The 25,862-nt window shown below is 65.1% G+C and carries 21 protein-coding genes; 7 read left to right on the plus strand and 14 right to left on the minus strand.

Annotated features, from left to right (window positions below; genetic code table 11):
• Positions 1-133: 133 nt before the first annotated feature.
• Genes ispG through I6F12_RS31245 form a run of 3 tightly spaced genes read right to left on the minus strand, consistent with a single transcriptional unit; the run spans position 134 to position 2,915 of the window.
• Positions 134-1,417: a flavodoxin-dependent (E)-4-hydroxy-3-methylbut-2-enyl-diphosphate synthase gene (gene ispG, locus I6F12_RS31235; RefSeq protein WP_225157981.1), complete on the minus strand. Its 1,284-nt coding sequence runs from the start codon at positions 1,415-1,417 to the stop codon at positions 134-136.
• Between the two features lie 13 nt (positions 1,418-1,430).
• Complete coding sequence (locus I6F12_RS31240) at positions 1,431-2,384, minus strand: DMT family transporter (protein ID WP_036002256.1); 954 nt, start codon at positions 2,382-2,384, stop codon at positions 1,431-1,433.
• 36 nt (positions 2,385-2,420) lie between these two features.
• Positions 2,421-2,915 carry a transcriptional repressor gene (locus I6F12_RS31245; RefSeq protein ID WP_036002259.1) on the minus strand — a complete coding sequence of 165 codons (495 nt, stop codon included), beginning with the start codon at positions 2,913-2,915 and terminating at the stop codon, positions 2,421-2,423.
• 155 nt (positions 2,916-3,070) lie between these two features.
• Here I6F12_RS31245 and I6F12_RS31250 point away from each other — a divergent pair, with 155 nt between their 5' ends.
• From I6F12_RS31250 to I6F12_RS31260, 3 genes are read left to right on the plus strand one after another with little or no spacing between them, the layout of a single operon-like run.
• Positions 3,071-3,553, plus strand: coding sequence for a MarR family transcriptional regulator (locus tag I6F12_RS31250; RefSeq protein WP_225134738.1), 483 nt, complete (start codon positions 3,071-3,073; stop codon positions 3,551-3,553).
• On the plus strand, positions 3,546-4,709 hold the full coding sequence (locus I6F12_RS31255) for an HlyD family secretion protein (RefSeq protein WP_036023947.1): 1,164 nt from the start codon (positions 3,546-3,548) through the stop codon (positions 4,707-4,709). The genes I6F12_RS31250 and I6F12_RS31255 overlap by 8 nt, the downstream gene beginning before the upstream one ends.
• Positions 4,710-4,725: 16 nt before the next feature.
• Entirely contained in the window at positions 4,726-6,282 is a 1,557-nt protein-coding gene (locus I6F12_RS31260) for an MDR family MFS transporter (RefSeq protein ID WP_249787110.1), read from the plus strand.
• Between the two features lie 64 nt (positions 6,283-6,346).
• Here I6F12_RS31260 and I6F12_RS31265 read toward each other — a convergent pair whose 3' ends face one another.
• From I6F12_RS31265 to pcaF, 6 genes are all read right to left on the minus strand, one after another.
• Positions 6,347-7,408: an ecdysteroid 22-kinase family protein gene (locus tag I6F12_RS31265; protein ID WP_225157983.1), complete on the minus strand. Its 1,062-nt coding sequence runs from the start codon at positions 7,406-7,408 to the stop codon at positions 6,347-6,349.
• A gap of 70 nt (positions 7,409-7,478) precedes the next feature.
• Entirely contained in the window at positions 7,479-9,167 is a 1,689-nt protein-coding gene (locus tag I6F12_RS31270) for a HAMP domain-containing methyl-accepting chemotaxis protein (RefSeq protein WP_225157984.1), read from the minus strand.
• Between the two features lie 263 nt (positions 9,168-9,430).
• Positions 9,431-10,033 (minus strand): protocatechuate 3,4-dioxygenase subunit alpha, encoded by a 603-nt coding sequence (gene pcaG / locus I6F12_RS31275; RefSeq protein ID WP_225157985.1) that lies wholly within the window; start codon positions 10,031-10,033, stop codon positions 9,431-9,433.
• Complete coding sequence (gene pcaH, locus I6F12_RS31280) at positions 10,034-10,735, minus strand: protocatechuate 3,4-dioxygenase subunit beta (protein WP_036038544.1); 702 nt, start codon at positions 10,733-10,735, stop codon at positions 10,034-10,036. It lies immediately after the preceding gene.
• Between the two features lie 123 nt (positions 10,736-10,858).
• Entirely contained in the window at positions 10,859-11,752 is an 894-nt protein-coding gene (locus I6F12_RS31285; RefSeq protein WP_225113304.1) for a dioxygenase, read from the minus strand.
• A gap of 100 nt (positions 11,753-11,852) precedes the next feature.
• Positions 11,853-13,061, minus strand: a complete 1,209-nt coding sequence (gene pcaF / locus I6F12_RS31290; RefSeq protein ID WP_225157986.1) for a 3-oxoadipyl-CoA thiolase — start codon at positions 13,059-13,061, stop codon at positions 11,853-11,855.
• A gap of 320 nt (positions 13,062-13,381) precedes the next feature.
• Between pcaF and mutS the strand changes: the two genes are divergently transcribed.
• The gene (gene mutS, locus I6F12_RS31295; RefSeq protein WP_225157987.1) at positions 13,382-16,120 is read left to right on the plus strand and encodes a DNA mismatch repair protein MutS; all 2,739 of its coding nucleotides are present in this window, start codon (positions 13,382-13,384) and stop codon (positions 16,118-16,120) included.
• A gap of 120 nt (positions 16,121-16,240) precedes the next feature.
• Here mutS and I6F12_RS31300 read toward each other — a convergent pair whose 3' ends face one another.
• The 3 genes from I6F12_RS31300 to I6F12_RS31310 all read right to left on the minus strand — a co-directional run bounded on the left by I6F12_RS31300 (position 16,241) and on the right by I6F12_RS31310 (position 19,787).
• On the minus strand, positions 16,241-17,917 hold the full coding sequence (locus I6F12_RS31300; RefSeq protein ID WP_225157988.1) for a PAS domain-containing methyl-accepting chemotaxis protein: 1,677 nt from the start codon (positions 17,915-17,917) through the stop codon (positions 16,241-16,243).
• A gap of 366 nt (positions 17,918-18,283) precedes the next feature.
• Complete coding sequence (locus tag I6F12_RS31305) at positions 18,284-19,093, minus strand: hypothetical protein (RefSeq protein ID WP_036002311.1); 810 nt, start codon at positions 19,091-19,093, stop codon at positions 18,284-18,286.
• Positions 19,094-19,277: 184 nt separating this feature from the next.
• Positions 19,278-19,787 (minus strand): OsmC family protein, encoded by a 510-nt coding sequence (locus tag I6F12_RS31310; RefSeq protein WP_036002314.1) that lies wholly within the window; start codon positions 19,785-19,787, stop codon positions 19,278-19,280.
• 242 nt (positions 19,788-20,029) lie between these two features.
• Between I6F12_RS31310 and I6F12_RS31315 the strand changes: the two genes are divergently transcribed.
• On the plus strand, positions 20,030-22,819 hold the full coding sequence (locus I6F12_RS31315; protein ID WP_109142080.1) for a [protein-PII] uridylyltransferase: 2,790 nt from the start codon (positions 20,030-20,032) through the stop codon (positions 22,817-22,819).
• Between the two features lie 142 nt (positions 22,820-22,961).
• On the opposite strand, the gene I6F12_RS31320 is transcribed toward I6F12_RS31315, so the two are convergent.
• Positions 22,962-23,492 carry a methylated-DNA--[protein]-cysteine S-methyltransferase gene (locus I6F12_RS31320; RefSeq protein WP_225157989.1) on the minus strand — a complete coding sequence of 177 codons (531 nt, stop codon included), beginning with the start codon at positions 23,490-23,492 and terminating at the stop codon, positions 22,962-22,964.
• A 72-nt stretch (positions 23,493-23,564) separates the two neighbouring features.
• On the opposite strand from I6F12_RS31320, the gene I6F12_RS31325 reads away from it, so the two are divergent.
• Together I6F12_RS31325 and I6F12_RS31330 are read left to right on the plus strand one after the other, a co-directional pair.
• The gene (locus I6F12_RS31325; protein ID WP_225157990.1) at positions 23,565-23,948 is read left to right on the plus strand and encodes a DUF1304 domain-containing protein; all 384 of its coding nucleotides are present in this window, start codon (positions 23,565-23,567) and stop codon (positions 23,946-23,948) included.
• A gap of 134 nt (positions 23,949-24,082) precedes the next feature.
• Entirely contained in the window at positions 24,083-25,306 is a 1,224-nt protein-coding gene (locus I6F12_RS31330) for an ABC transporter substrate-binding protein (protein ID WP_036002328.1), read from the plus strand.
• A gap of 129 nt (positions 25,307-25,435) precedes the next feature.
• Here I6F12_RS31330 and I6F12_RS31335 read toward each other — a convergent pair whose 3' ends face one another.
• Entirely contained in the window at positions 25,436-25,861 is a 426-nt protein-coding gene (locus I6F12_RS31335) for a DUF1330 domain-containing protein (protein ID WP_036002330.1), read from the minus strand.
• Position 25,862: the final 1 nt, after the last annotated feature.

Genomic DNA, 25,862 nt, shown 5'->3' on the forward strand with positions numbered 1-25,862 from the left:
CGTTTTTGATTGGGAGCCATCGTAGCAACGTAGGGCGGGTTAGCGAAGCGTAACCCGCCACCTCGCGCCCGCAAAAAAATAGGGCGGGTTAGGCTGTGCTAACCCGCCCTACGATTCCGATGTTGAGGAGCGCCTACTCTGCCGCAGGAGCCGGCACCTTGGCGCCTTGGCCGTAGCGCTGGTCGATGTAGTCGATCACCAGCGCCTTGAAGTCGGCGGAGATGGTCGGGCCGCGCAGCGTGCGGAACTTCTTGCCGTCGACGAAGACGGGCGCGGCCGGCGCTTCGCCCGTGCCGGGCAGCGAGATACCGATATTGGCGTGCTTGGACTCGCCGGGGCCGTTGACGATGCAGCCCATCACCGCGACGTTGAGCTCTTCCACGCCGGGATATTTGGTCTTCCAGGTCGGCATCTCGTCGCGGATGAAATCCTGGATCGAGCGGGCCAGCTCCTGGAACGTGGTCGAGGTGGTGCGGCCGCAGCCGGGGCAGGCGGCAACCAGCGGCACGAAAGTGCGGAAGCCCATGGTCTGCAAGAGCTCCTGGCCGACCTGCACCTCGCGGGTGCGGTCGCCGCCGGGCTCGGGCGTCAGCGAGATTCGGATGGTGTCGCCGATGCCCTGCTGCAAGAGGATGCCGAGCGCGGCCGAGGACGCCACGATGCCCTTCGAGCCCAAGCCGGCCTCGGTGAGACCGAGATGGATGGCGTAGTCCGAACGGGACGCGAGATCCTGATACACCGCGATGAGATCCTGCACCGCCGAGACTTTTGCCGAGAGGATGATGCGGTCCTTGGGCATGCCGAGCTCTTCGGCGCGCGCCGCCGAGAGCAGCGCCGACTGCACCATGGCCTCGCGCGTCACCGCGCGCACGTCGCGCGGATTGGGCGAGGCCGCGTTCTCGTCCATCAGCTTGGTCAAAAGCTCCTGGTCGAGCGAGCCCCAATTGGCGCCGATGCGCACCGGCTTGTTGTTCTTGTTCGCGATCTCGATGATGTCGGCGAACTGGGTGTCGCGCTTGTCCTTGAAGCCGACATTGCCGGGATTGATGCGGTATTTGGCCAGGGCCTCGGCGCAGGCCGGATAGGCCGCGAGCAGCTTGTGGCCGATATAGTGGAAGTCGCCGATCAGCGGCGTGGTGATGCCGCGCTTGGCGAGGCCGTCGCGGATGTACGGAACGGCGGCTGCGGCCTCCTCGCGGTCCACGGTGATGCGGACCATTTCGGAGCCGGCGCGCGCGAGCGCTGCGACCTGGGCGATGGTGCCTTCGACATCGGCGGTATCGGTGTTGGTCATCGACTGCACGACGATCGGCGCACCGCCGCCCACAGTGACGTTGCCGACCTTGACCTGGGTGGTCCGATGCCGGGGCGCCGGGCCCGCAATGTCTGAATCGAGAGGGTTTTCGAGCTTGTTCATGGCGGTCCAAATATCAGGTTTTGGTGACGTTCAGCAATGCATCACGCGGCGCCGCAGCTGATGGGCTGGGACGGTTAACCAGAAAAAGCCCAGCAATTACAAGGACCGCTGCGGCCCCGAATGTCAGGCTGAGGGTGTCGTGCATGATGAAATAGCTACCCACCACGCCAAACAAAGGGGTGATGAAGGTAAAAGCGGACAATTTGCTGGCCGAATAGGCCTTCACCAGCGCGAACCAAAGCGTGAACGTGGTTCCGACCACCCAGATCGCCTGGAAGGCCATCAGGCCGAGCGACAGCGGCGACGGAGTGTGGGTGATGGATTCGCCGAACAGCCAGGCCGCCAGCCCCAGGATCGGGATCGAGGTCGCGACCTGATAACCCAGGGCCTTCTCGGGCGCGGCGAAGCGCAGCCGCGTGCCCTTGGCAACCAGCGTCGTCGCGGCCCACAGCGCGGCGCCTCCGACGATCATGAGATCGCCGAGCAGAACCTGCGAATCGACATTGGGCTGGGGCACGCCGATCGCAAGCGCCACGCCGGCAAAGCTGATGGCAAGGCCGAGCCATTGCGCGCCACCGAGACGCTCGCCGAGCACCTGATAGGAACCGAGCGCCACGAAGAACGGCGCGGTGTAGAGGAACACCACCGCACGGGAAGCAGACGTGAAGTGCAGCCCCTGGAAGATCAGCACGAACTCGATGCCGAACATCAGCCCGGCGATCAGGCCGGGCTTCCAGGTGCCGTCACGTTCGAAGAATTTGACGCCGCGAAAGGTGCCGATGAGGAACAGCACCGGCAGCGCGCCCATCGAGCGGATGGTGGCCTGGAGCATCGGCGGAATGTCCGGCAGCACCAGCTTCACCGCGATCTGGTTGAATCCCCAGGTCAGGCATAGCATGAGCATCAGGGCGATGGCGCCGGCACTGAGGGGACGGCCGGCGGACGGTATGGCTTGAGGTGCGGACATTTCTTCCCAAAAATCCGGCTTTGCGCCGTTGTTGCTTCAAGACATTTTCTGACAATGCGTGCAGACGCCCGTGATCTCCACCACAGACAGCTTTGGCGCGAAGCCTGAGCTGCGCGCGGCGGCGTTGAGGTCCTTGGCGAAGGACGCCGAGGAGATCTCGCCGACCAGGCCGCAGCGCTCGCAGATCAGGAACGCCACCGCGGAGGTCGAATCGTGGTCGTGGGCTGCGCAAGCGAGATAGGCGTTGCGGCTTTCGATGCGATGCACGAGGCCGTTGGCCATCAGGAAGTCGAGCGCACGATAGATCGTGATCGGTGCCGGCCGCGCCATCGACTTGGCAAGCTCGTCGATGATTTCGTAGGCGCCGAGCGGGCGGTGGCTGGAGAGCAAGGCACCCAACACCTGGCGGCGGATCGGCGTGAATTTCTGCGCGCGCTGCTGGCAGACCACCTCGGCATGCGCAAGCGCGTCCGCGGTGCAGCGGCCGTGATCATGGTCGGGCGCGGGGAATGCCGGCTTTGCGAGGCTCATGTCGCCGTCTTCTAGCATTTCGGCGGGGGAACCCAAAGCACGACGAGCCGTCCGGCTGCCAGCCATGCTCCTCCCGCGGGACAGCACCGCGCCCCCGGTCCGTGAATTAATCATAAGCTTGCTTATAATATTCAAGCTTATTGGAGACCACGCTCATGACGCGCGGGTCGGTCGACCAGAATTTCCTGTTCACGCTCGGTGAGCTCTATCGCCTCTTGCGCGTCTATGCCGACAAGGAGGCCTCGCGCTTCGGCATCACCCGGGCGCAATGGGCGGTGCTGGCCAAGGTGGAGCGCAGCGAGGGCATGAAGCAGTCCGAGCTCGCCGAGCTCCTGGAGATGCAGCCGATCACGCTGACACGGCTGATCGACAAGCTCTGCGACAACGACTGGATCGAGCGCCGCAGCGACGCTTCGGATCGCCGGGTCAAGCGCCTGTACCTCAAGAAGGCCGGGCGGCAATTGCTCGGCCGCATGAGCGGCCTGAAGTCGGAGCTGACGGCGAACGCGCTCGACGGCATCAATCCGGCGGACGCGCACCGCCTCCTCACCCAGCTCGAAACCATCAAGGAAAACGTGCGAACCGCGATCCAGGCATCCGGCGCGGAGCAAGCACGCAAGGAGCAGCGCCATGGCTGATCAGGTCGTCAAGTTGCAGCCCGAGCAGAAGAGCGACAGCGGCAAGCCGACCAAGAAGGCCGGCACCGATCCGCGCCGCCGCCTGCTGGCGGGCCTGCGCCGCTATCGCCGTTTCCTGCTCCTGGTCGTGCTGCCTGTCATCGTCGCCATCGGCGGCATCACCTTCTATCTGCATGGGGGCCGCTATGTCGGCACCGACGATGCCTATGTCGGCGCACAGAAGGTGCTGGTGACACCCGACATCTCCGGCAAGATCCTGAAAGTCATCGTCAAGGAAGGCCAGTCGGTCAAGCGCGGCGACGAACTGTTCGAGATCGACCCGGTTCCTTTCCGCCTCGCGGTCGAGGAGACCAAGGCGCAGCTCGCGCAGGCGCGCACGACCTATGACAACCTCGTCGCCAACATCAAGATCTACGGCGACATGTTGGGCCTCGCCCAGCAGGGCATCGATCTGAAGCAGCGCGACGTCGAGCGCAAGCAGGCGCTGGTGAAGAACAATTTCGGCTCCCAGCTCGATCTCGACAACGCCTCCAACGCACTGGTCACCGCCGGGGCGCAGGCGCAGTACATCAAGCAGCAGCTCTCCAACGCAAAGACCCAGCTGCTCGGCAACCCTGATCTGCCGCTCGAGCAATTCCCGCCCTACGCTCAGGCAAAAGCCAAGCTGGATGACGCGCAGCGCAACCTCGACCACACCGTGCTGCGCGCGCCGATGGATGGAGTGGCGACGCAGGTCGAGCAGATTCAGCTCGGCCGCTATGTGCCCGCCGGCACGCCGGTGTTCTCCATCATCGACGTCGCCCATCCCTGGGTCGACGCCAATCCGAAGGAGAGCGACCTCACCTATGTCACCGAAGGCCAGTCCGTCACGCTCGAGGTCGACGCATTCCCGAACCATGTCTTCAAGGGCAAGATCGGCTCGCTCTCGCCCGGCACCGGCGCGCAATTCGCGATCCTGCCGCCGCAGAACGCCATGGGCAATTTCGTCAAGGTGGTGCAGCGCGTGCCGATCCGCATCTATTTCGACGAGACCGACAAATATGTGCGGAAGCTGAAAGCCGGCATGAGCGTCTACGCCACCATCGACACCGGTCATCGGCGGTCGCTTGCCGGCCTGCTCGGCCTGTCCGCGACCGCGGGCCAGGATAAAGAATAAGACAAGGACTGGCGCGATGTCCGGCCCCCATGCCAGCCCGATGGTCCCCGGCCTGCGCCGGAACATGGTGACGATCTGCGCCATGACCGCGACCATCATGCAGGCGCTGGACACCACCATCGCCAATGTCGCGCTGCCCTACATGCAGGGCACGCTGTCGGCCTCGCAGGACCAGATCAACTGGGTGCTGACCTCCTACATCGTCGCCGCCGCGATCATGACGGCGCCGGTGGGCTGGATCGCCAACCGCTTCGGCCGCAAGCGCATCTTCATCATCTGCTCGGCCGGCTTCACCATGGCGTCGGTGCTGTGCGGCCTCGCGCAGGACATCAACCAGATGGTGCTGTTCCGCCTGCTGCAGGGCGTGTTCGGCGCAGCGCTGGTACCGCTGTCGCAATCGGTCATGCTCGACTATTACACGCTTCAGGAACGCGCCAAGGCGATGGCGATCTGGGGCATGGGCGTGATGATGGGCCCGATCATGGGCCCCTCACTCGGAGCCTGGCTCACCGAGACCTATTCCTGGCACTGGGTGTTCTTCGTCAACCTGCCGTTCGGCCTCATCACCGTGCTCGGGCTGATCGTCTTCATGGACGAGACCGACAAGAACCTCAGCCTCAGATTCGACTGGTTCGGTTTCGCCGCGCTGGCGGTTGCGATCGGCGCGCTGCAGCTCGCGCTCGACCGCGGCGAGCAATTGGGCTGGCTGGAATCGAACGAGATCCTCGCCGAGTTCATCGTCTCGGCCGTCGCGTTCTACTTCTTCCTCGCGCATTCCTTCACGACCTCGACCCCGTTCATCCGCTTCGCCCTGTTCCGGGACCGCAACTTCGTCACCGGCTGCCTGTTCATGATCGTGATGGGGCTCGTCCTGTTCTCGACCATGGCACTCGCCTCGCCCTACATGCAGAACGTGATCGGCTATCCCATCATCACCGCCGGCCTGCTGCTGGCGACCCGCGGCATCGGCACCTTCTTCGCCATGATGCTGGTCGGCCGCATGATGCGTTATATCGAGGCGCGCACGCTGATCATCTGCGGCCTGACGCTGACGGCGGGCTCGCTGTTCCAGATGACGGGCTGGACCGATCTGACCCAGGTGCCGGAGATCGTCACGGTCAGCGTCATCCAGGGTTTTGGCTTCGGCCTCGTCTTCGTGCCGCTCTCGACCGTGGCGTTCCTGACGCTGTCGAACGAGCTGCGCACCGACGGCACCGCGATGCTGACCCTGATGCGCAACGTCGCGAGCTCGGTCGGCATTTCCGTCGTCATCGCGCAATTGACGCAAGGCACGCGATGGACCTACGCGATCTTGTCCGAGCACATCAACCCGTTCAACCACGCACTGCAGATGCCCGGCGTCAGCGGCATCATCAATCTGTCGACCGACACCGGCCGCGCCATGGCCGACAGAATGGTCAACGTGCAGGCGCAGATCATCGCCTTCGCGCACGACTACCAGCTGGTGATGCTCTTCATCCTCTGCACCATCCCGCTCGCTTTGCTGATCGGCTCGACCAAGGCGACGCTGCGCAAGCAGGCGGCGGGGCCGGAGCATGCGGTGATGGAGTAGCGGATCTCGGGCCCCGGTCGCAACGCAGCGCTACACGTTGCACCGCGTCCGGGACACAACAGCGCTACAACAGCTCCTCGCAGCCCAAATCATCCACGGCCGCAAACGCCCGCTCCAGATTGTTCCACCAGATCAGCGGCGGGATGTTGATGCTCCACTGCCAGACCGGCCGCGTGATCTGCCAGAGCACCGCCCAGCGATAGTCGCGGTCGAGCGCTCCGCGCGAATAGCCGGTGATGCCGCTCTCGATCAGCGTGTCGTGGTAGAGATTGAGCAGCAGCCGTTCGAGCACGTGCCGGCGTTCCGGATACCAATGCATCGCCATCATGTAGGCGAGGTCGTGGGTCGGAACGTTGATGCTCCAAAGATCGAAATCGAAGATGCGAACGGTGTCGTCGACGCCCGTGCGCGGCAGCAGGAAATTCCAGACATGGGCGTCGCCATGGGTGATGCTGAGGTGGCGGCGTGAATGGTAACGCTGGGACAGCCGCTCCGACTGGTCGATGAGCCGACGGTAGATGATCCGCCGCTCCTCGCCGAGGCGATCGCCGAGGAGATCGGCAAAGCGATCGTAATGTCCCGCAAACGTCTCCATCCGTTGCGCGCTGTCCTCCACGCTCGCCCAGGTGCCGACGGTGTCGCCGAGGCTCGGATGGTCCCACCAGGCTGCGTGCCAGCGCGCCAGCGTGGTGACGATGGCGAGGGTCTGCTCGCGCGACGGCGGCACGGGCCAGGTTGTCGCGACCTCGTGGCTGTCGGTGAGATCCTCCAGCAGCAGATGCCAGGCGAGGCTGTCCTCGTCGAAATGCCCGTCAAAGCAGTGCGGGACGAGTCCCGGCGGCATCTTGGGCAGCAGCTGCGTGTAATAGTCCACCTCGCGCCGGCCGCCATCGACGAGGCGCTTGGCGAAGGCGGAATTTGGAGTCTTCAGGATCAGCGACTGCGGAGCACCGGCGGATTCGCCGACATAGCGCAGCCCGAGCCTGACGATATGCGACACCACTGTGTCGCGCTGATGCAGCACCTTCACCTCGCGGACGGCGCCTGCATCCAGCGCGCCGCCCCGGCGCAGCGCGGCCGTCAGTCGGGCGGGCTCAACGACCGCCGGCAATTGTGGAGATGTCATGAACCACGATGCCCCTGTCCCGCGTCATACTGCACGATCACATGCCCGGGCACCAGCGGCTGCCGCCGGCTCAGGCTGCGGCGGTCGAGTCGCGCACCGTCCGCACAACAATCGCGCGCAGTTGATCGAGATTGGCCGTCATCCCGGCGATCGCCTGCCTCACATCCGCGGCGCGCTGGTTGACGGAGGCGGCATCGCGGCTGACGTCGCCGATCTTGGCCGAGACCTCCTGTGCGGCGGAGGCCGATTCGGAAATCGACCGCGTGATCTCCCGGGTCGCGGCATCCTGCTGTTCCATCGCGGCAGCGACCGATGTCGCCACGCCGTCGATCTCGATGATGTGGCCTCCCATAGCCTCGACGGCGTCCACCGCGGCCTGCGTCGAGGCCTGGATCTCGGCAATCAGCCGCCCGATCTCCTCGGTGGACTTGGCAGTCTGGTCGGACAGGGACTTCACCTCGGCGGCAACCACCGCGAAGCCGCGGCCGGCCTCGCCGGCGCGCGCCGCCTCGATCGTCGCGTTGAGCGCGAGGAGGTTGGTCTGGCCTGCGATGCCGCCGATGAGGTCGGAGACCTCCGCGATCTTCTTCACCGATCCGGCCAGCGCCTGAATGGTCGAACGCGCCTGCTCGCGGCCGGCGACGGCCGATTTGGTGACGGTGCTGGTCCGCGCGACCTGGCTCGTGATCTCGCGGATCGAGGCGCTCAACTCTTCGGCCGCAGCGGAGACGGCCTGCGAGCTGCCGAGCGCCTGGGTCGAGGCCGCCGCCACCGCCTGCGACTGCGCAGAGAGCGACTTTGCGATCTCAGAGAGGCCGGAGGCGGCTTGCTCCACGCCCAGCGTCGCCGCGGTCGCGGTATCGACCGAGCGGCCGGTCTCGCGCTCGACCGTTTCGGCCATCTGGTGCAGGGCGGAGCGCTTGGCGAGCGCCGCCGCCCGTTCCTGCCGCAACTGCTCCTCGCGCAGACGGGAGTTCTCGACCGCCGCCTGCTTGAACACCACAAGCGCACCCGCCATCGAGCCGACCTCGTCCTGGCGCTGCGCGAACGGAATCTCGGCGGCGAGATCGCCGGTCGCGAGCTTCTGCATCGTGTCCGTCATGCGCACGATCGGGCGCACCACGCCGAGCGCAACACCCAGCAGGCCGGCGGTAACAAAGGCGAGGACGGCGATGGAGACGCCGAGGAGGATATAGAGCATCGCGCTGTCGCGGTCCGCGGCCAGCTTCTCCATGGCGGCATTCCGCTTGTTGGCACTCTCGACGATACTGTCGATGACGGCGCGATGCGCGGTATAGGCCTCCTTGAGCTGCGCATAGACGCGCTCGGAAGCCGCCGCGTCCTTGGCCTTGAGGGCGGGCAGAAGCTGATCCGATGCCTTCCAGAATTTCTGCACCTCCGCATCGGATTTCGACACCAGCGCGGTCTTGAGGTCGGCCGAGAGGCTGGAGGAGACCCAGAACGCCTTGCGCTCGTCGTAGTCCTTGCGGAGCTGGACCAGACGCTCGCCGTGGGCCGCCAGCTGATCCGGCTCGCGCATGGCCAGCGTCGCCTCAAGATAAGCTTCGATGATGTATTCGGGCGGCGGCAGGATGTCGGCGATGAGGTCGTTGCCGAGCTTGATGTCGTAATAGAGCGGACCGCCGACCTTGAGCTCTTTTAGGGCGTACAGGCTGGTCGAAACAACGGCGGCGAAACCAATGGCGAGAACGATGCCAAACGCGACGATCGCAGAGGACAAGGACAGACGAAATTTCATGAAACAATCCAGGTCGGCGTCGAAACTGCGGCCACCCTAGACGACTACGGTAAATACGGAATTGATTCGCGCCGGAATTGTATTTCACGAACCCCGCATGAATACGGAGATTAGGCGTCAAGTCATCGGTATTGAGTCAGCGAGGCTGACGCACAACCGCGCAAAATCAACGTTCGAGTCTGATGCGGCAACGCAGCACCGGCTCCGATGCGCCGAATGAGATATGTGTGCCGAGGAGCAGGCCTCCCCGGCACGCCCTGCCCTCATACGTCGAAGAACACCGTCTCGTTGTCGCCCTGCAGGTGCAGGTCGAGCCGGTAGACCGGCTTGCCGGCCTCGCGGACCGCAGTGAGCGTGGCGCGGCGGTCAGCCGGCACCAGCGCCAGCACGGGATCGGCGGCGTTGCCGGCCTCGTCGCTGAAATAGATGCGGGTGTAGAGATGCCTGAGCATGCCGCGGCCAAACACCGCAACCAGGATGTGCGGCGCCTGCGGCTTGCCAGCAGGATCGGGCACGACACCCGGCTTGATGGTCTCGAAGGAATAGTTGCCGTCCTTGTCAGTGCCGCAGCGGGCAAAGCCGCGGAAGCTCGCATTCGGCAGCGCGCGCTTGTCCTGGGGATCGGCAAAGCGGCCCTGCGCATCCGCCTGCCAGATCTCCAGCATGCAATCGGGGACGGCCACGCCGTCGCCATCGAACACCCGGCCCTCGATGCGGATGCGATCGCCGGTGACATCGGGCGTCAGCGTCGAATTGGTGAACGCGTCGTTCCAGGCGTACTCGCCGGTCGGCGTCAGGCCGTATTTGAAGAACGGACCGACCGTCTGCGATGGGGTGATCCCGTCGGGCTTCACGGACTCTTGCACTTAATGGCTCTCCATGGGGGTGGCGTCCTTGCCGCGCAGCACGATGTCAAAGCGGTAGCACAGCGCCCATTCGGGCTGGGTATTCTCCAAGTCGAACGACGAGACCATCCGCGCTCGCGCCTTCTCGTCCGGCACCGAGTTGAAGATCGGGTCGAACGCGAACAAGGGGTCGTTCGGGAAATACATCTGCGTCACCAGGCGCGTGACGAAGGAATGGCCGAACACCGAAAGATGGATGTGCGCAGGCCGCCAGGCGTTGTGGTGATTGCCCCAGGGATAGGCGCCGGGCTTGATGGTGACGAAGCGATAATAGCCGGACGCATCGCTCACGGTGCGGCCCGCGCCGGTGAAATTCGGATCGAGCGGCGCCGGATGCTGATCGCGGACGTGAACGTAACGGCCGCAGGAATTGGCCTGCCAGATCTCGACGAGCGAGTTCGGCACGCCGCGGCCGTCCTCGTCGCGCACATGGCCGTGCACGATGATGCGCTCGCCGAGCGGCTCGCCCGCGTGCTGGCGGGTGAGGTCGTTGTCGCCCTCGCGCACGGTCTCGTGGCCGTAGACCGGCCCGGTCAGCTCCGACAGCGTATGGGGCATCGGAATCAAGGGCTTGTTCGGCGCGCGCTTGATCGAGCTCTTGTAGTCGGGCGACAGCGGCAGCGGATGCGCCGCGTTGCTGCCGGTGGGATAGATGAATGTCATTGGCGAACTCCTCCCCGGCCGTTTTCGGTCCGGCCGGTCAACTCTTCCGCCAATCATTATAGGATATAACTAATTTGGGAAAGCCGGTTTGGCGGCGTTCCCGCGCATGGCAGCCGGCCGCTGCTACCTGATCGGCGCACGCGGAAGCACGGCCTCTCCGGCCTCGAGCCGGTAGGTATGGTCGAGCGAATACCAAGGCAATGAGGCGTCCTTCGCCGTCGGATGCGGCGTATCGTGGCGCACGAACTTGCCGATCAGCGCCTGCGTCACACCGAACTGCACGTCGCTGTCGATATGGGGGTCGCTGGGATCATAGACCTGCGAGATCAGCACCTTGAATCCCGGCTTGAAGATCAGGGCGTGCAGATGCGCGGGACGATAGGGGTGGCGGGCCTGCGCCGCGAGCAGGCGGCCGACGACACCATCGGTCGGAATGGGATAGCCGACCATCATCACCGAGCGGAAGGAAAAGCGCCCGTCGGAATCGGTCGTGAACTTGCCGCGCAGGTTCATGTCGGCCTGCTCGGGGTCCTGGTTCTCGTAGAGGCCGACCGGCGAGGCGTGCCAGACATCGACCTCGGCACCCCCGACGGGCCGGCCGTCCTTGCCAGTGACGTGGCCGCTGACGAACAGCGTGGCCCCCGGTGTCTCCGAGCGCACGATCGATCCGCCATTCTCGACCCGGGGCGAATTCAACCGCCAGAACGGCCCGAGCAATGATTGATCGGTCTCCGTATTGCCTTGATCGCCGTTGTTGAGCAGGCACACCAGCGAGGAGACGCCGAGCGACCCCGCCATCAGCACGACTTCGTTATGCGTGTCGGTGGTCAGCTTGCCGAGCTCGGCCACAATCGCCGCGGCGTCGCGGAACTCCTTCTCGGTCAGCCTGACATCGCGGACGAAGGCGTGCAAATGCTTGACCAGGGAGACCATGATCTCGCGCAGCCGCGGATCGGATGTCCGTTCCATTACCGCCAGGGCCGCGGCCGTGACGTCCTTCTCGCGCTCGATGATCACAGGCTATTTTCTCCCTGTCTTTCCGGAACGCGAGAGAAATGCGCGAGCCCGGGCACTTCGCCTCTCCCCGCGAAGAGCGGGGAGAGGCGAAGGAGAGAGTTCAATTCAGCTTCTCGATCGCAACCGCGACGCCCTGGCCGACGCCGACGCACATGGTGGCGAGTGCGAGCTTGCCGCCGCGCTTCTCCATGCCGTGCACGGCAGTGAGCGCGAGGCGGGCGCCGCTCATGCCGAGCGGATGGCCGAGCGCGATGGCGCCGCCATGCGGATTGACGAAATCGGCGTCATCGGCGACGCCGAGCTGGCGCATGCAGGCGATGCCCTGCGAAGCGAAAGCTTCGTTCAGCTCGATCAGGTCGAAATCGCTGATCTTCTTAGCCAGCCGTTCCATCAGCTTGCGGGTCGCCGGCACCGGGCCGATGCCCATGATCCGCGGCGGCACGCCGGCCGAGGCGAGCCCGAGGATGCGGGCGCGGGGCGTCAGGCCGTGCTTCCTGACCGCGGCTTCCGAGGCCAGGATCATTGCGGCGGCGCCGTCATTGACGCCGGAGGCGTTGCCGGCGGTGACGGTGCCGGGATTGCGCACGATCGGCTTCAGCTTGGCGAGACCTTCCAGCGTGGTCTCGGGGCGCGGATGCTCGTCCTTGTCGATGGTGATCGGGCCGGCCTTGCCGCCGGGAATGGTGATGGGCGTGATTTCTTCCGCGAAATAGCCGGCGGCGATCGCTGCGCCTGCGCGCTGCTGCGAGCGGATGGCGAAGGCGTCCTGGTCCGCGCGCGAGACCTGGAACTCCTCGGCGACGTTCTCGCCGGTCTCCGGCATCGCATCGACGCCATACTGCGCCTTCAGCAGCGGATTGATGAAGCGCCAGCCGATCGTGGTGTCGAAGATTTCGGCCGAGCGCGAGAAGGCTTCCTGCGCCTTGCCCATCACGAAGGGCGCGCGGGTCATCGATTCGACGCCGCCGGCAATCGCGAGATCGATCTCGCCGGAACGAATGGCGCGGCCCGCGGCGCCGACCGCATCGAGGCCCGAGGCGCAGAGCCGGTTCAGAGTCTGGCCGGGAACCGAATCCGGCAGGCCCGCCAGCAGCAGCGCCATGCGCGCGACGTTGCGATTGTCCTCGCCGGCCTGGTTGGCGCAGCCGAAGAACACCTCGTCCACCTGTGCCCAATCGAGATTGGGGTGCTTGGCCATCAGCGCCCTGATCGGGGCGGCGGCGAGATCGTCGGCGCGCACCTTGGCGAGCGAGCCGCCGAAACGGCCGATCGGGGTCCGCACGGCATCGCAGATAAAGACGTCACGCATCGTTGTTCTCCCTGAATGCCGCGATCCGGCCAAATTCTTCAATGTCGGCGGAGTTTTAGGAGGGCGCCCGCGGCAGGTCAATTGACGGTTTCGCGGAGCAGACGTCATTCCGGGGCGCGCCATTTGGCGCGAACCCGGAATCCATTTGTCGGCGTGACGTGCGGCCCGATGGATTCGGGGCCTGCGCCGTTCCGGCGCATCCCGGAATGACGGCGGAAAATGTGGCAGCCGCATGCGCTACACGGACAACGTGGAAAACCTTCGCTTCCCCGGCAAAGCAAATAGGAGCAGGTGCCGAAATTTTGTAGGTTGCGCCGCCCATGACGATGCAACAGCCGATACAAGTTCCGCCCGCCGATGACACGCCCGCGCCGCAGGCCGAGGCTGCCGCGCGCGTCACGCCGATGATGGAGCAGTATCTGGAGATCAAGGCGGCGCATCAGGGCTTGCTGCTGTTCTACCGGATGGGCGACTTCTACGAGCTGTTCTTCGAGGATGCCGAGATCGCCTCGAGGACGCTCGGCATCGTCCTGACCAAGCGCGGCAAGCACCAGGGCGCGGATATCCCGATGTGCGGCGTGCCGGTCGAGCGCTCAGAGGATTATCTGCATCGTCTCATCAGCGCCGGGCATCGGGTCGCGGTCTGCGAGCAGACCGAGGATCCCGCGGCGGCGAAAGCGCGCGGCAACAAGAGCGTGGTACGCCGCGGCGTGGTGCGGCTGGTGACGCCGGGCACGCTGACCGAGGACACACTGCTGGATGCGCGCGCCAATAATTACCTGCTGGCGATCGCGCGCGCCCGCTCGTCCGCCGGCGGCGACCGCTTCGGCCTTGCCTGGATCGACATCTCGACGGCCGAATTCATGGTCACCGAGGTCTCGGGCGGCGAGCTCGCCGCGACGCTGGCGCGCATCAACCCGAACGAGGCGATCGTCACCGACGCGCTCTTTGGCGACAACGAGCTCGGCCAGACCTTGCGCGAGCTGCCGGCCGTGACGCCGCTGACCCGCGACGTCTTCGACGGCGCCACCGCGGAGAAGCGGCTCTGCGACTACTTTGCCGTCGCGACCATGGACGGGCTCGCGCAGCTGACGCGCCTGGAGGCCACCGCCGCGGCCGCCGCCGTCACCTATGTCGACCGCACCCAGGTCGGCAAGCATCCGCCGCTGTCGCCGCCCGCGCGCGAAGCCTCGGGCGCGACCATGGCGATCGACCCGGCGACGCGCGCCAATCTCGAGCTGACGCGCACGCTCGCCGGCGAACGCCGCGGCTCGCTGCTCGACGCCATCGACTGCACCGTGACCTCGGCGGGCTCGCGCCTGCTGGCGCAGCGTCTGGCCGCGCCGCTGACCGATGCGCCCGCCATCGCCCGGCGGCTGGACGCGGTCAGCACCTTCGTGGCCGATTCCGCCGCGCGCGAGGACATCCGCAGCATCCTGCGCGGCGCGCCCGACATGTCGCGCGCTCTGGCTCGGCTCTCGGTCGGCCGCGGCGGGCCGCGCGACCTCGCCGGCATCCGCGACGGCATCATCGCCGCCGACCAGGTGCTGACGCGCCTCTCCGAGCTGGATCAACCACCACAGGAAATCGCGGCGGTGATGGCGGCGCTGCAGCGGCCGTCGCGCGCCCTCGCAGCCGAGTTCGCCAGCGCGCTCGACGAGCAGCTGCCGCTGATCAAGCGCGACGGCGGCTTCGTGCGCCAGGGCTACGAGCCGGCGCTCGACGAAGCGCGCAACCTGCGCGATGCCTCGCGCCTCGTGGTCGCCTCGATGCAGGCGCGCTACGCCGATGCGACCTCCGTCAAGGGTCTCAAGATCCGGCACAACAACGTGCTCGGCTATTTCGTCGAGGTCACCGCCCAGCACGGCGACAAGCTGATGTCGCCGCCGCTGAACGCGACCTTCATCCATCGCCAGACGCTGGCGGGACAGGTGCGCTTCACCACGTCCGAGTTAGGGGAGATCGAGGCCAAGATCGCCAATGCCGGCGACCGCGCGCTCGGCCTCGAGCTCGAGATCTTCGAGCGGCTCTGCGCCAAGGCGCTCGCGATCAGCGACGATCTGCGCGCCGCGGCGCAAGGCTTTGCGCTGCTCGACGTCGCGACGTCACTGGCCAAGCTCGCCGTGGACGAGAACTATGTGCGGCCCGAGGTCGACGGTTCGCTCAGCTTTGCGATCGAGGCCGGCCGCCACCCCGTGGTCGAGCAGGCGCTCAAGCGCAACGGCGAGCCGTTCATCGCCAATGCCTGCGACCTGTCGCCGGCGCCGGCGCAGAAGTCAGGCCAGCTCTGGCTGCTCACCGGTCCCAACATGGCCGGTAAATCGACCTTCCTGCGCCAGAACGCGCTGATCGCCTTGATGGCCCAGATCGGCAGCTTCGTGCCGGCGACGCGCGCGCGGATCGGCATCGTCGACCGCCTGTTCTCGCGCGTCGGCGCCGCCGATGATCTCGCCCGCGGCCGCTCCACCTTCATGGTGGAGATGGTCGAGACCGCGGCGATCCTGAACCAGGCCGGCGAGCGCTCGCTCGTCATCCTCGATGAGATCGGCCGCGGCACCGCGACCTTCGACGGCCTCTCGATCGCCTGGGCCGCGATCGAGCATCTGCACGAGAGCAACCGCTGCCGAACCTTGTTCGCGACGCATTATCACGAGCTGACCGCGCTCGCGGCGAAACTGCCGCGGATGTTCAACGCCACGGTGCGGGTGAAGGAATGGCAGGGTAACGTCGTGTTCCTGCACGAGGTGCTGCCGGGCTCGGCCGACCGTTCCTACGGCATCCAGGTGGCGAAACTCGCCGGCCTGCCGCCGGCGGTGATCACGCGCGCCAAATCGGTGCTCTCCAAGCTGGAGGCGCAGGATCGCGGCCAGACCGCACGAGCCCTGGTGGACGATCTGCCGCTGTTCGCTGTCCCTTCGCGCGCCGCCGTTGAAGCCGCGCCGCCGAGCGAAGCGGAGCTGCTGATGGAGGCGGTGAAGGCGCTGCACCCCGACGAGATGTCGCCGCGCGAGGCGCTCGATGCTCTGTATGCGCTGAAGGCGAAACTGCCGAAGCAGTGACGGTGCCGTAGGGTGGGCGAAGCGGAGCGTGCCCACCGCTCCATGAAGCGATCGGGGAGAGATGGTGGGCACGGCGCGCAAAGAGCGCACCTTTGCCCACCCTGCAATTCCGAGCCCGGCCTAGCCCCGCGCCGCGATCGCCGCGGCTTCCGCGGCGGCGCGCTGCATGCTGGTCGACATCTCGTTGGTCACCGTGCTCTGCTCCTCGATCGCGGCGGCGGTCGAGGTCACGTACTCGCTGACATTGTTGATCGCCTGCTTGATCGAGCCGAGCGCGCTGACGACGTCGCCGGAGATGCTGTTGAGGCTGCCGATCTCCTGGCCGATCTTGTCGGTCGCCTGCTTGGCCTGGTTGGCGAGGCTCTTGACCTCGGAAGCGACCACCGCGAAGCCGCGGCCGGCCTCGCCCGCGCGCGCCGATTCGATCGTGGCGTTGAGCGCGAGCAGGTTGATCTGCCCAGTGATGTTGTTGATCATCTCGACGATGCCGCTCATCGCCTGCGCGGCCTCGGTGAGGCGCTGGGCCTGCGCGTCGGCGGCGCCGACCTGCTCGACCGCGCCCATCGCGGCCTCGCGCGACTTGGTCATGGCCTCGGAGATCTCCCGCACCGAGGCGTTGAGCTCCTCCGAGCCGGCGGCGACCGATTCCATCATGCCCCGCACGCGCTCGTTGCCCATGCGGACCAGGACCTGCTTGGTGACGTCGGTGGCGTATTTCACGACCTTGAACGGCTTGCCGTTGAGGTCGAGGATCGGATTGTAGGAGGCCTGGATGTAGACCTCCTTGCCGCCCTTGCCGATGCGCTTGTACTCCGCCGCCTGGTACTCGCCACGATTGAGCGCGGCCCAGAACTCGCGATAGCCGGCACCGTCGCGCTCGGAGGGCTCGACGAACATGCTGTGGTGGCGGCCCTTGATCTCGGCCAGCGAATAGCCGAGCGCGCCGAGGAAGTTGGCGTTGGCGGTGATGATCGTGCCGTCCATGTTGAACTCGATCACGGCCTGGGCCTTGTCGATCGCCGCGATCTGGCCGGCGAGATCGGCATTCTTCAGCTTCTCCGCGGTGACGTCGGTCGCGAACTTGACCACGCCGTACGGCTTGCCGTTTTCGTCGAGCAACGGATTGTAGGAGGCAAGGATCCAGACCTCGCGGCCGCCCTTGCCGATCCGCTTGAACTCGCCGGCTTGGTATTCGCCGCGGTTGAGCGCGGCCCAGAATTCGCGATAGGCCGGGCTGTTTCGGTCGGCCTCGGCCACGAACAGGCTGTGATGCTTGCCCTTGATCTCGTCGAGCGAATAGCCGAGCGCCTTGCAGAAATTCTCGTTGGCCGAGAGGATGGTGCCGTCGAGCTTGAACTCGATGACGGCCTGGGCGCGGCTGATGGCAGCGATCTTGGAGGCGTCCGTCATGCTGCGGATCTTCTTCTCGGTGATGTCGGTCGCAATCTTGGCGACCATCACCGTCTTGCCGTTGCCGTCGAGCACCGGATTGTAGGATGCTTCGATCCAGACCTCGCGGCCGTCTTTCGCGATCCGCTTGAACTCGCGCGCCTGATACTCGCCACGGTTCAATGCGGCCCAAAACGCCTTGTACTCGGCGCTGTCGCGCTGGTCGGCCGGCACAAACATCGAGTGATGCTTGCCCTGGATCTCCTCGAGACGGTAGCCGAGTGCGTCGAGAAAATTCTTGTTGGCCGTGATGATCGTCCCATCAAGATTGAACTCGATCATCGCCTGCGAACGGCCGATGGCATCGAGCCGCGATTGTGCATCAGTGTGGAATTTACGGCCGAACATCAGGAAATCTCCATCTCGAATTGAGCCGAAGGGGGATATGCTCGTCAGAATCGAGGAACTGATCGCGCAGCAGTGCTGACATATTCCAATCTGCGTCTCCCCCAGATCCGATTGGAAGGTCCGTCGCGATGGTCGGACAGCAACGAAGCGAGCGAGCAGCCTGATTCTTTACGGCAAAAGCTCGAACAAAGTTCTAATTTTACTGTCGGGAATTCGACGGGGGTTATCAGCATGTCAGCGCGAGGAGCCGCTGGAGCTCACACCGGAACAGTACGGCAGGACTTGAAATGATGGCGCTCATTCAACGGTTGATCCGAGCGGGCCACATCGGCTTCTCGCGACGTCGCGTCGCGCATATCCGTAGTCTCACGGCATCGGCCGCGTGCGGCGCAAGGCGCGCCGTCCTATTCTCCACAGCGTCAGATTCCATGCCACGCAGGTTGCGAGCGCGAGGCACAAGCCGGCGGCGGAGCCGAACCACACGACTGCAACGTGCAGGACCGCAATCGCCATGCCAAATCCGAGCAGGCCCCAGGCGGAGTTGGCGAGCACGGCAGCGGTCGGCGGTCCACCGATGCGCGGATGCAGGATGACCATGATGCTGGAGAACACCACGGGAAAGAGTGCAATGATGCCGCTGATGCGCGGGCCGACCCAACTCGATGTCGAAACCACGATGGCGACAAGGGTCGCAACCAGCGCAGCGCGCATCGGCACATCGTACCAGCGGCGCGTCACCAGCGGCATCTTCGCATGGCGATAGCGCGCGAGCAGTGGAATGCAGATGCCGAACGCGATCAGATTGGCGGCGAGCCCCGCGGCGAGCGACCAGTCGAACTGGCGGATGATCGAGGCCATCCCGATCCATACCGCGAAAGCGCTTCCGCAGCTCACCACGAGAGTGTGCCGCTGCGACAGCACAACGTAAGTGAGGCACATCAAGATCGTTGCCGCATTGACCGGCAGGCTCGCCAGCGCGCCCTGGGCGACGAACGCGGCGTCATGATCGATCGCAAGGAAGACGTAGGACGGCCCGGCCGAGACCGGCAGGGTCGCGATCAGCGCGCCGATCACGGGTCCCGAGCGTTCGGTGATGATCGATGCCGTCACCACGAACGCCGCCGCGATCGCCATGCGCAGGAGCAGGAAGAGGAGGAAGTGGAGGTCGAGGGACATTTTATCTGTCATTCCGGGGCGCGCGAAGCGCGAGCCCGGAATCCATAACCACAGGCCATGGTGGCTTAAGAGCTAGGAGCAACGACCGTCCGAAAATCCCGACGGCCGGGGATTATGGGTCCCGGGCTCGCGCCAAGCGGCGCGCCCCGGGACGACACCAATCGGTGGAATGACGACCTGCGTCTTACATCCTTTGCATCGACACCGAAACCTTCGGGCCGTTCTTGATGGTCTGATAGACCACGCAATACCGCTCGGTGAGCTTGAGCAGCAGATCGAGCTTGTCCTGCGGCGCTGACGTGTCGACCTCGAAGCGCAGGCGGATCTCGGCGAAGCCGACCGGGGTCTCCTTGTCGATGCCGAGCGTGCCGCGGAAATCGAGATCGCCCTCGGCATAGACGTTGCCGGTCTTCAAGGGCACCTCGATCGCGGTCGCGACCGATTTCAGCGTGACGCCGGCACAGGCGACCAGGGCTTCGAGCAGCATGTCGCCGGAGCAGAGCTCGAGGCCGGAACCGCCTGTGCCCGGATGCAGGCCGGCCATCGCGATAGCGCGGCCGGTCTCGACCTTGCACGCAATGCCTTCGCTATCGGTGGAGCCCTTGGCCTTCAGCGTGATCAGCGCAGCCTTGGGATCGGTCTTGTAGCGCTCCTTGATCGGGGCCTGCATCTGGCGCAGCTCTGCAGCGTCCATCTTGTTCTCTCCCGGGGATATCGACGAGCGGTATAAAGCGCGATTGGTTTTGTGTCAGCCCATGATTGGTGGAGGCAGTCATGACCAGCCGGGATCCAGGAGAAAAATCTGAGCACATTCATGACGTTACCCCAGGCGCCGATATCGGTATCGAAGCCGATTCATCTGCGTGGCGAAACTCGCCGGTCGTCCCTTGCGAATGTCTCGTGACAGCGCCTGTCACCTCTTATATCCGGTAAGACATGGACAGCGTCGCGACTGAGCAGAAGCCACAGGTGGACGAGCGCTTCGATACCGCGCGGATCACCGCCGCGGTCGATGCGCTTGCCGAGAAGCACGAGGGGCGCGAGGACGCGTTCCGCACGGCGATGGCGCTATTGCTCAAGGCGGAGCTGATCGCGGCGCGCGCCGCCGCCCAGGCGATCCTTCTGAAGGACCGCCACGGCCGCCGCTGCGCCGAGCGGCTGTGCCACGTGCAGGACGAGATCATCCGCATCCTGTATTCGGCCGCGACGCGCCATCTCTACCGCTCGCCGATCCCGAGCGGCGCCGAGCGCATGGCGGTGGTGGCGACCGGCGGCTACGGCCGCGGCCTGATGGCGCCGGAATCGGACATCGATCTGCTCTTCATCCTGCCCTACAAGCAGACCGCCTGGGGCGAGCAGGTCGCCGAAGCCATTCTCTATTGCCTCTGGGACATGGGGCTGAAGGTCGGCCACGCCACGCGATCGGTCGATGAATCGATCCGGCAGGCGCGCGGCGACATGACCATCCGGACCGCGATCCTGGAGACGCGCTTCCTCACCGGCGACAAGCCGCTCTATGACGAGCTGGTCGAGCGCTTCGACAAGGAGGTGGTGCAGGGCACCGCGTCCGAATTCGTCACCGCAAAGCTCGCCGAGCGCGAGGAGCGCCACCGCCGCGGCGGCCAGTCGCGTTATCTGGTCGAGCCCAACGTCAAGGACGGCAAGGGGGCCTTGCGCGACCTGCACACACTGTTCTGGATCGCCAAATACGTCTACCGCGTCCGCGACACCCACGAGCTGGTCGGGCGCGGCGTGTTCGACGCGCAGGAATATCGCACCTTCCGCCGCTGCGCCGACTTCCTCTGGTCGGTGCGCTGCAATCTGCATTTCTACTCTGGTCGCGCCGAGGAGCGCCTCTCCTTCGATCTCCAGCGCGAGATCGCGATACGTCTCGGCTACACCTCGCATCCGGGCATGCAGGACGTCGAGCGCTTCATGAAGCACTACTTCCTGGTCGCCAAGGAAGTCGGCAACCTCACCGCCATCCTCTGCGCCAAGCTCGAGGACCAGCAGGCCAAGCCCGCGCCGGTGCTGAGCCGGGTGATGGCGCGGCTGCGACCGAGCGCAGTGAAGCGGCGCGTCCCCGACAGCGACGACTTCATCGTCGACAACAACCGCATCAATGTTGCCGCGCCCGACGTGTTCAAGCACGACCCGGTCAATCTGATCCGCATCTTCCGCCTCGCGCAGAAGAACAACCTTGCCTTCCATCCGGATGCGATGCGCGACGTGACGCGCTCGCTCGGCCTGATCAATGCGGGCTTGCGCGAAAATCCCGAGGCCAACCGGCTGTTCATGGAGATCCTGACCTCGGACAATGCCGAGATCGTGCTGCGGCGGATGAACGAGACCGGCGTGCTCGGTCACTTCATCCGCGCCTTCGGCAAGATCGTCTCGATGATGCAGTTCAACATGTATCATCACTACACCGTCGACGAGCACCTGATCCGCTGCATCGGCTTCCTCCAGGACATCGAGCGCGGCGGCATCGAGGAGTTCGCGCTGGCGAGCGACCTGTTCCGCAAGATCCGGCCCGAGCACCGCGCGGTGATCTACATCGCAACGCTGCTGCACGACGTCGCCAAGGGCCGTCCCGAGGACCACTCCATCGCCGGCGCCAAGGTGGCGCGGCGGCTCTGCCCGCGGCTCGGCTTCAGCCCGGCCGATACCGAGCTCGTGGCCTGGCTGATCGAGGAGCACCTGACGATGTCCACGGTCGCGCAGTCGCGCGACCTCTCCGATCGCAAGACCATCGAGAATTTCGCTGCCGTGGTGCAGTCGGTGGAGCAGATGAAGCTCTTGACCATCCTGACCACCGCCGACATCCGCGGCGTCGGCCCTGGCGTGTGGAACGGCTGGAAGGCGCAGCTCTTGCGCTCGCTATACTACGAGACCGAGCCGGTGCTGACCGGCGGCTTCTCGGAGGTCGACCGCGGCAAGCGCCTCGCCGCTGCGCACGCCGAATTCCGCATGGCCTTCGCCGAATGGCCGAACGACGAGCTCGACGCCTATATCGGCCGGCACTATCCGGCCTACTGGCTCAAGGTCGAGCTGCCGCGCAAGATCCGGCACGCCCGCTTCGTCCGCTCCAGCGAGCAGGCCGGCCACAAGCTCGCGATCAATGTCGGTTTCGACGAGGTGCGCGGCGTCACCGAGCTGACGATCTTCGCCGCCGACCATCCCTGGCTGCTGTCGATCATCGCGGGCGCCTGCGCCTCCGCCGGCGCCAACATCGTCGACGCCCAGATCTACACCACGACCGACGGCCGCGCGCTCGACACCATCTCGATCTCGCGCGAATACGACCGCGACGAGGACGAGGGACGGCGCGCCACGCGCATCGGCGAGATGATCGAGGACGTGCTGGAGGGCAAGCTGCGCCTGCCGGAAGTGGTGGCGCGGCGCACCGTGCGCAGCAAGGCGAAGCCTTTCGTGATCGAACCAGAGGTGACGATCAACAACCAATGGTCCGATCGCTACACCGTGATCGAGGTCTCCGGGCTCGACCGGCCCGGCCTGCTCTACGAGCTGACCACCGCGATCTCCAAGCTCAATCTCAACATCGCCTCGGCCCATGTCGCGACCTTCGGCGAGCGCGCGCGCGACGTGTTCTACGTCACCGACCTGCTGGGCGCCCAGATCAACGCGCCGACGCGCCAGGCCGCGATCAAGAGCGCGCTGACCCATGTGATGGCCGGCGACAAGGCGGTGCAGCCGGCGGCGTAGGACGCTCGGGGGATTCTCTCCACTCGTCATTCCGGGGCGCCGCGTAGCGGCGAACCCGGAATCCATTTATCGGTACCGTCGGTGTCGCCCGATGGATTCCGGGTTCGCGCTACGCGCGTCCCGGAATGACGAATTGAAAGACCTAAATCTCCACCCCCTCGTGCCGCAGCAGCCATCTCTTCCGCTCGAGGCCACCACCATACTTCACCAGCGAACCGTCCGCTCCGATCAGGCGATGGCACGGGAGCACCACACTGATCGGATTTGAGCCGTTGGCGTGGCCGACGGCTCGTATCGCCCTGGGCATGTCGATCTTCGCGGCGAGCGCGCCGTAACTCATCGTGGTGCCGGCGGGGATCTGCGCGAGCGCGGTCCAGACTTTTTGCTGGAACGGCGTGCCGGCGATACGCCATGCGATGCTCTGGAGCTGACCGAGATCACCGTCGAAATAGCGGGATAGTCCGGTCCGCATGTCCGACGGCGCAGGCTGATCACGCAGATCCACTGTGCCATAGTGCAGGCGCAGCAGATCGCGCATGCGGTGCTCATAGTCTTCCCAGTCGAGCGCGCGCAGCTTGCCCTCGGCATCGGTGACGAGCAGCGCAATCCCGATCGGCGTCGCCAGGTGGTCGAGACCGAAGCGTTCAGGCACCTTGGTTGATCGAGCGGACATTGCGGCACCAGCAATCGAAACACATCGATCGCACTTGCCACGGCGGCCGTGCTAACGTCCACCCGAAAGCTGATGCTTTTGGGGGAGCTCGCCTTGATCCTGATCGCCAATATCCTGGTGGCGCTGGTCGCGGCGCTGCACGTCTTCTTCCTCGTCCTGGAGATGTTTCTCTGGGACAAGCCGCTGGGCCTGAAGGTGTTTCGGAATTCGCCCGAGAAGGCCGAGATCACCAGGGTGCTGGCCGCCAATCAGGGTCTCTATAACGGCTTCCTCGCGGCCGGCCTGGTCTGGGGCCTGTTCCACGGCAACCCGGCCTTCGCATTCCAGATCAAGGTGTTCTTCCTGCTCTGCGTGATCGTGGCCGGCGCCTATGGCGCGGCGACCGTCACCACGCGGATTCTGATCGTGCAGGCGCTGCCGGCGGCAATCGCGCTGATTGCGATGTTTCTCGCCTGAGACGCTACGGCACAGCGCCGCGATCCTTGCGCTGCGGCGAAGCTTCCTCCACAATCTTCGGCAGCGATGGCGACCGTTGCAATCAACGGAGAAAGACCATCGGCCGATAATTCCGTCAGGAGGAACGTTCCAATATGAACAATCGCAGAGCCTTCTTAGCTGCCACGGCGGCGTTCGCCGTCGCAGTCTCGACCAGCCAGGCCCTCGCCCAGAAGAAATACGACACCGGCGCAAGCGACACCGAGATCAAGATTGGCCAGACCGTGCCGTTCTCCGGCGCCTATTCGGTCTACGCCAATATCGGCAAGACCCAGGCCGCATATTTCAGGATGATCAACGATCAGGGCGGCATCAACGGCCGCAAGATCAACCTGATCCAGTATGACGACGCCTATTCGCCGCCGAAGACCGTCGAGCAGGTGCGCAAGCTGGTCGAGGGCGACGAGGTCCTGTTCACCTTTCAGCTGATCGGCACAGCCGCGAACGCCGCCGTGCAGAAGTACCTCAACGGCAAGAAGGTACCTCAGCTGCTGGCCTCGACCGGCGCCGCGCGCTTCAACGATCCGCAGAACTATCCTTGGACCATCGCTTACAATCCCAACTATGTGTCCGAGGGGCGGATCTACGCAAAATACATTCTCGCCAATCACCCCAACGCCAAGATCGGCGTGCTCTACCAGAACGACGACATGGGCCGCGACTATCTTGCCGGCCTCAAGAGCGGCCTCGGCGACAAGGCCAACATGATCGTCGGCGAGGTGTCGTATGAGGTGACCGACCCCACCGTCGACTCGCAGGTGGTGAAGCTGAAGTCGATGGGCGTCGACCTGTTCTATAACGCCTCGACGCCGAAATTCGCGGCGCAGGCTATCAAGAAGCTTGCCGATCTCGGCTGGACGCCGGTGCACATCCTCGACATCAATGCGAGCCCGATTTCGGCGACGCTGAAGCCGGCAGGCCTCGACATCTCCAAGGGCATCATCTCGACCAATTACGGCAAGGAGCCGAGCGACCCGCAGTGGAAGGACGATCCCGGCGTGAAGGCTTTCTTCGCTTTCATGGACAAGTATTTCCCGGAAGGTGACAAGCTCAACACCATCAACACCTACGCCTACTCGGTCGCCGAGCTCTTGGTGCAGGTCTTGAAGCAATGCGGCGACGATCTGACGCGTGCGAACATCATGAAGCAGGCCGCCAATATCAAGGGCTACACGCCGAGCCTGGCGCTGCCCGGCATCAAGATCAACACCGGGCCGAACGACTACCGCGTCAACAAGCAGATGCAGATGATGAAGTTCAACGGCGAGCGCTGGGAGCTGTTCGGACCGATCATCGAGGACACCGGCCCGTCGGGCTAGAACGCATCTGCCTCTGCGACGTCATGCCCGGGCTTGTCCCGGGCATCCACGTTCTTGGGGCGTCAAGGAAGCCGTGGATGGCCGGGTCAAGCCCGGCCATGACGATCGAGAGAGCCTCCTACTTGGCGTTCAGGTCGGTATCTCTCCAAAGTTCTTCCCGACCGGCAGCACGGCGTGCCGGATCAGCCGCGAATCCTCCACCGCGGCCTGGCGGTGCTTCACCGCCTCACGATAGACGGGGTCGCGGATCATCTCGACGAAGGCGGCGACGGTTGGATATTCGGCGATGAAGCAATGGTCCCAGCGTTCCTCCTGCGGGCCGATCAGCATCAGCTCGAATTTGCCCTGCCAGACGATGCGCCCGCCGAGCCGTTCGAACACCGGGCCGCTTTCTCGGCCATAGGCCGCATAGGCTTCCGCGCCGCTGGCCTTGCGGCCGTCGGGATAGGCCGCCTCTTTGCGCAGGCGCACCAGGTTGAGCATGTGGATCGGGCCCGGCCGATCGTTCTCCCGGAATTGCGCGAAGATCTCCTTGGTCGGATCGATATGGCCCATG

Source organism: Bradyrhizobium sp. IC4059 (assembly GCF_020193615.1).
Taxonomy (GTDB): Bacteria; Pseudomonadota; Alphaproteobacteria; order Rhizobiales; family Xanthobacteraceae; genus Bradyrhizobium; species Bradyrhizobium yuanmingense.

Bases quoted from the DNA above. Each gene is read 5' to 3' on its own strand.
- I6F12_RS31255 (WP_036023947.1), top strand. From the start codon at position 3,546: ATGGCTGATCAGGTCGTCAAGTTGCAGCCCGAGCAGAAGAGCGACAGC.
- I6F12_RS31270 (WP_225157984.1), bottom strand. From the start codon at position 9,167: ATGAAATTTCGTCTGTCCTTGTCCTCTGCGATCGTCGCGTTTGGCATC.
- I6F12_RS31335 (WP_036002330.1), bottom strand. From the start codon at position 25,861: ATGGGCCATATCGATCCGACCAAGGAGATCTTCGCGCAATTCCGGGAG.
- pcaH (WP_036038544.1), bottom strand. From the start codon at position 10,735: ATGACATTCATCTATCCCACCGGCAGCAACGCGGCGCATCCGCTGCCG.
- pcaF (WP_225157986.1), bottom strand. From the start codon at position 13,061: ATGCGTGACGTCTTTATCTGCGATGCCGTGCGGACCCCGATCGGCCGT.
- I6F12_RS31320 (WP_225157989.1), bottom strand. From the start codon at position 23,492: ATGTCCGCTCGATCAACCAAGGTGCCTGAACGCTTCGGTCTCGACCAC.
- I6F12_RS31265 (WP_225157983.1), bottom strand. From the start codon at position 7,408: ATGACATCTCCACAATTGCCGGCGGTCGTTGAGCCCGCCCGACTGACG.
- I6F12_RS31305 (WP_036002311.1), bottom strand. From the start codon at position 19,093: ATGTCCCTCGACCTCCACTTCCTCCTCTTCCTGCTCCTGCGCATGGCG.
- I6F12_RS31310 (WP_036002314.1), bottom strand. From the start codon at position 19,787: ATGGACGCTGCAGAGCTGCGCCAGATGCAGGCCCCGATCAAGGAGCGC.
- I6F12_RS31300 (WP_225157988.1), bottom strand. From the start codon at position 17,917: ATGTTCGGCCGTAAATTCCACACTGATGCACAATCGCGGCTCGATGCC.
- I6F12_RS31245 (WP_036002259.1), bottom strand. From the start codon at position 2,915: ATGAGCCTCGCAAAGCCGGCATTCCCCGCGCCCGACCATGATCACGGC.
- I6F12_RS31240 (WP_036002256.1), bottom strand. From the start codon at position 2,384: ATGTCCGCACCTCAAGCCATACCGTCCGCCGGCCGTCCCCTCAGTGCC.
- ispG (WP_225157981.1), bottom strand. From the start codon at position 1,417: ATGAACAAGCTCGAAAACCCTCTCGATTCAGACATTGCGGGCCCGGCG.
- I6F12_RS31325 (WP_225157990.1), top strand. From the start codon at position 23,565: ATGCTTTTGGGGGAGCTCGCCTTGATCCTGATCGCCAATATCCTGGTG.
- I6F12_RS31330 (WP_036002328.1), top strand. From the start codon at position 24,083: ATGAACAATCGCAGAGCCTTCTTAGCTGCCACGGCGGCGTTCGCCGTC.
- mutS (WP_225157987.1), top strand. From the start codon at position 13,382: ATGACGATGCAACAGCCGATACAAGTTCCGCCCGCCGATGACACGCCC.
- I6F12_RS31315 (WP_109142080.1), top strand. From the start codon at position 20,030: ATGGACAGCGTCGCGACTGAGCAGAAGCCACAGGTGGACGAGCGCTTC.
- I6F12_RS31260 (WP_249787110.1), top strand. From the start codon at position 4,726: ATGTCCGGCCCCCATGCCAGCCCGATGGTCCCCGGCCTGCGCCGGAAC.
- I6F12_RS31250 (WP_225134738.1), top strand. From the start codon at position 3,071: ATGACGCGCGGGTCGGTCGACCAGAATTTCCTGTTCACGCTCGGTGAG.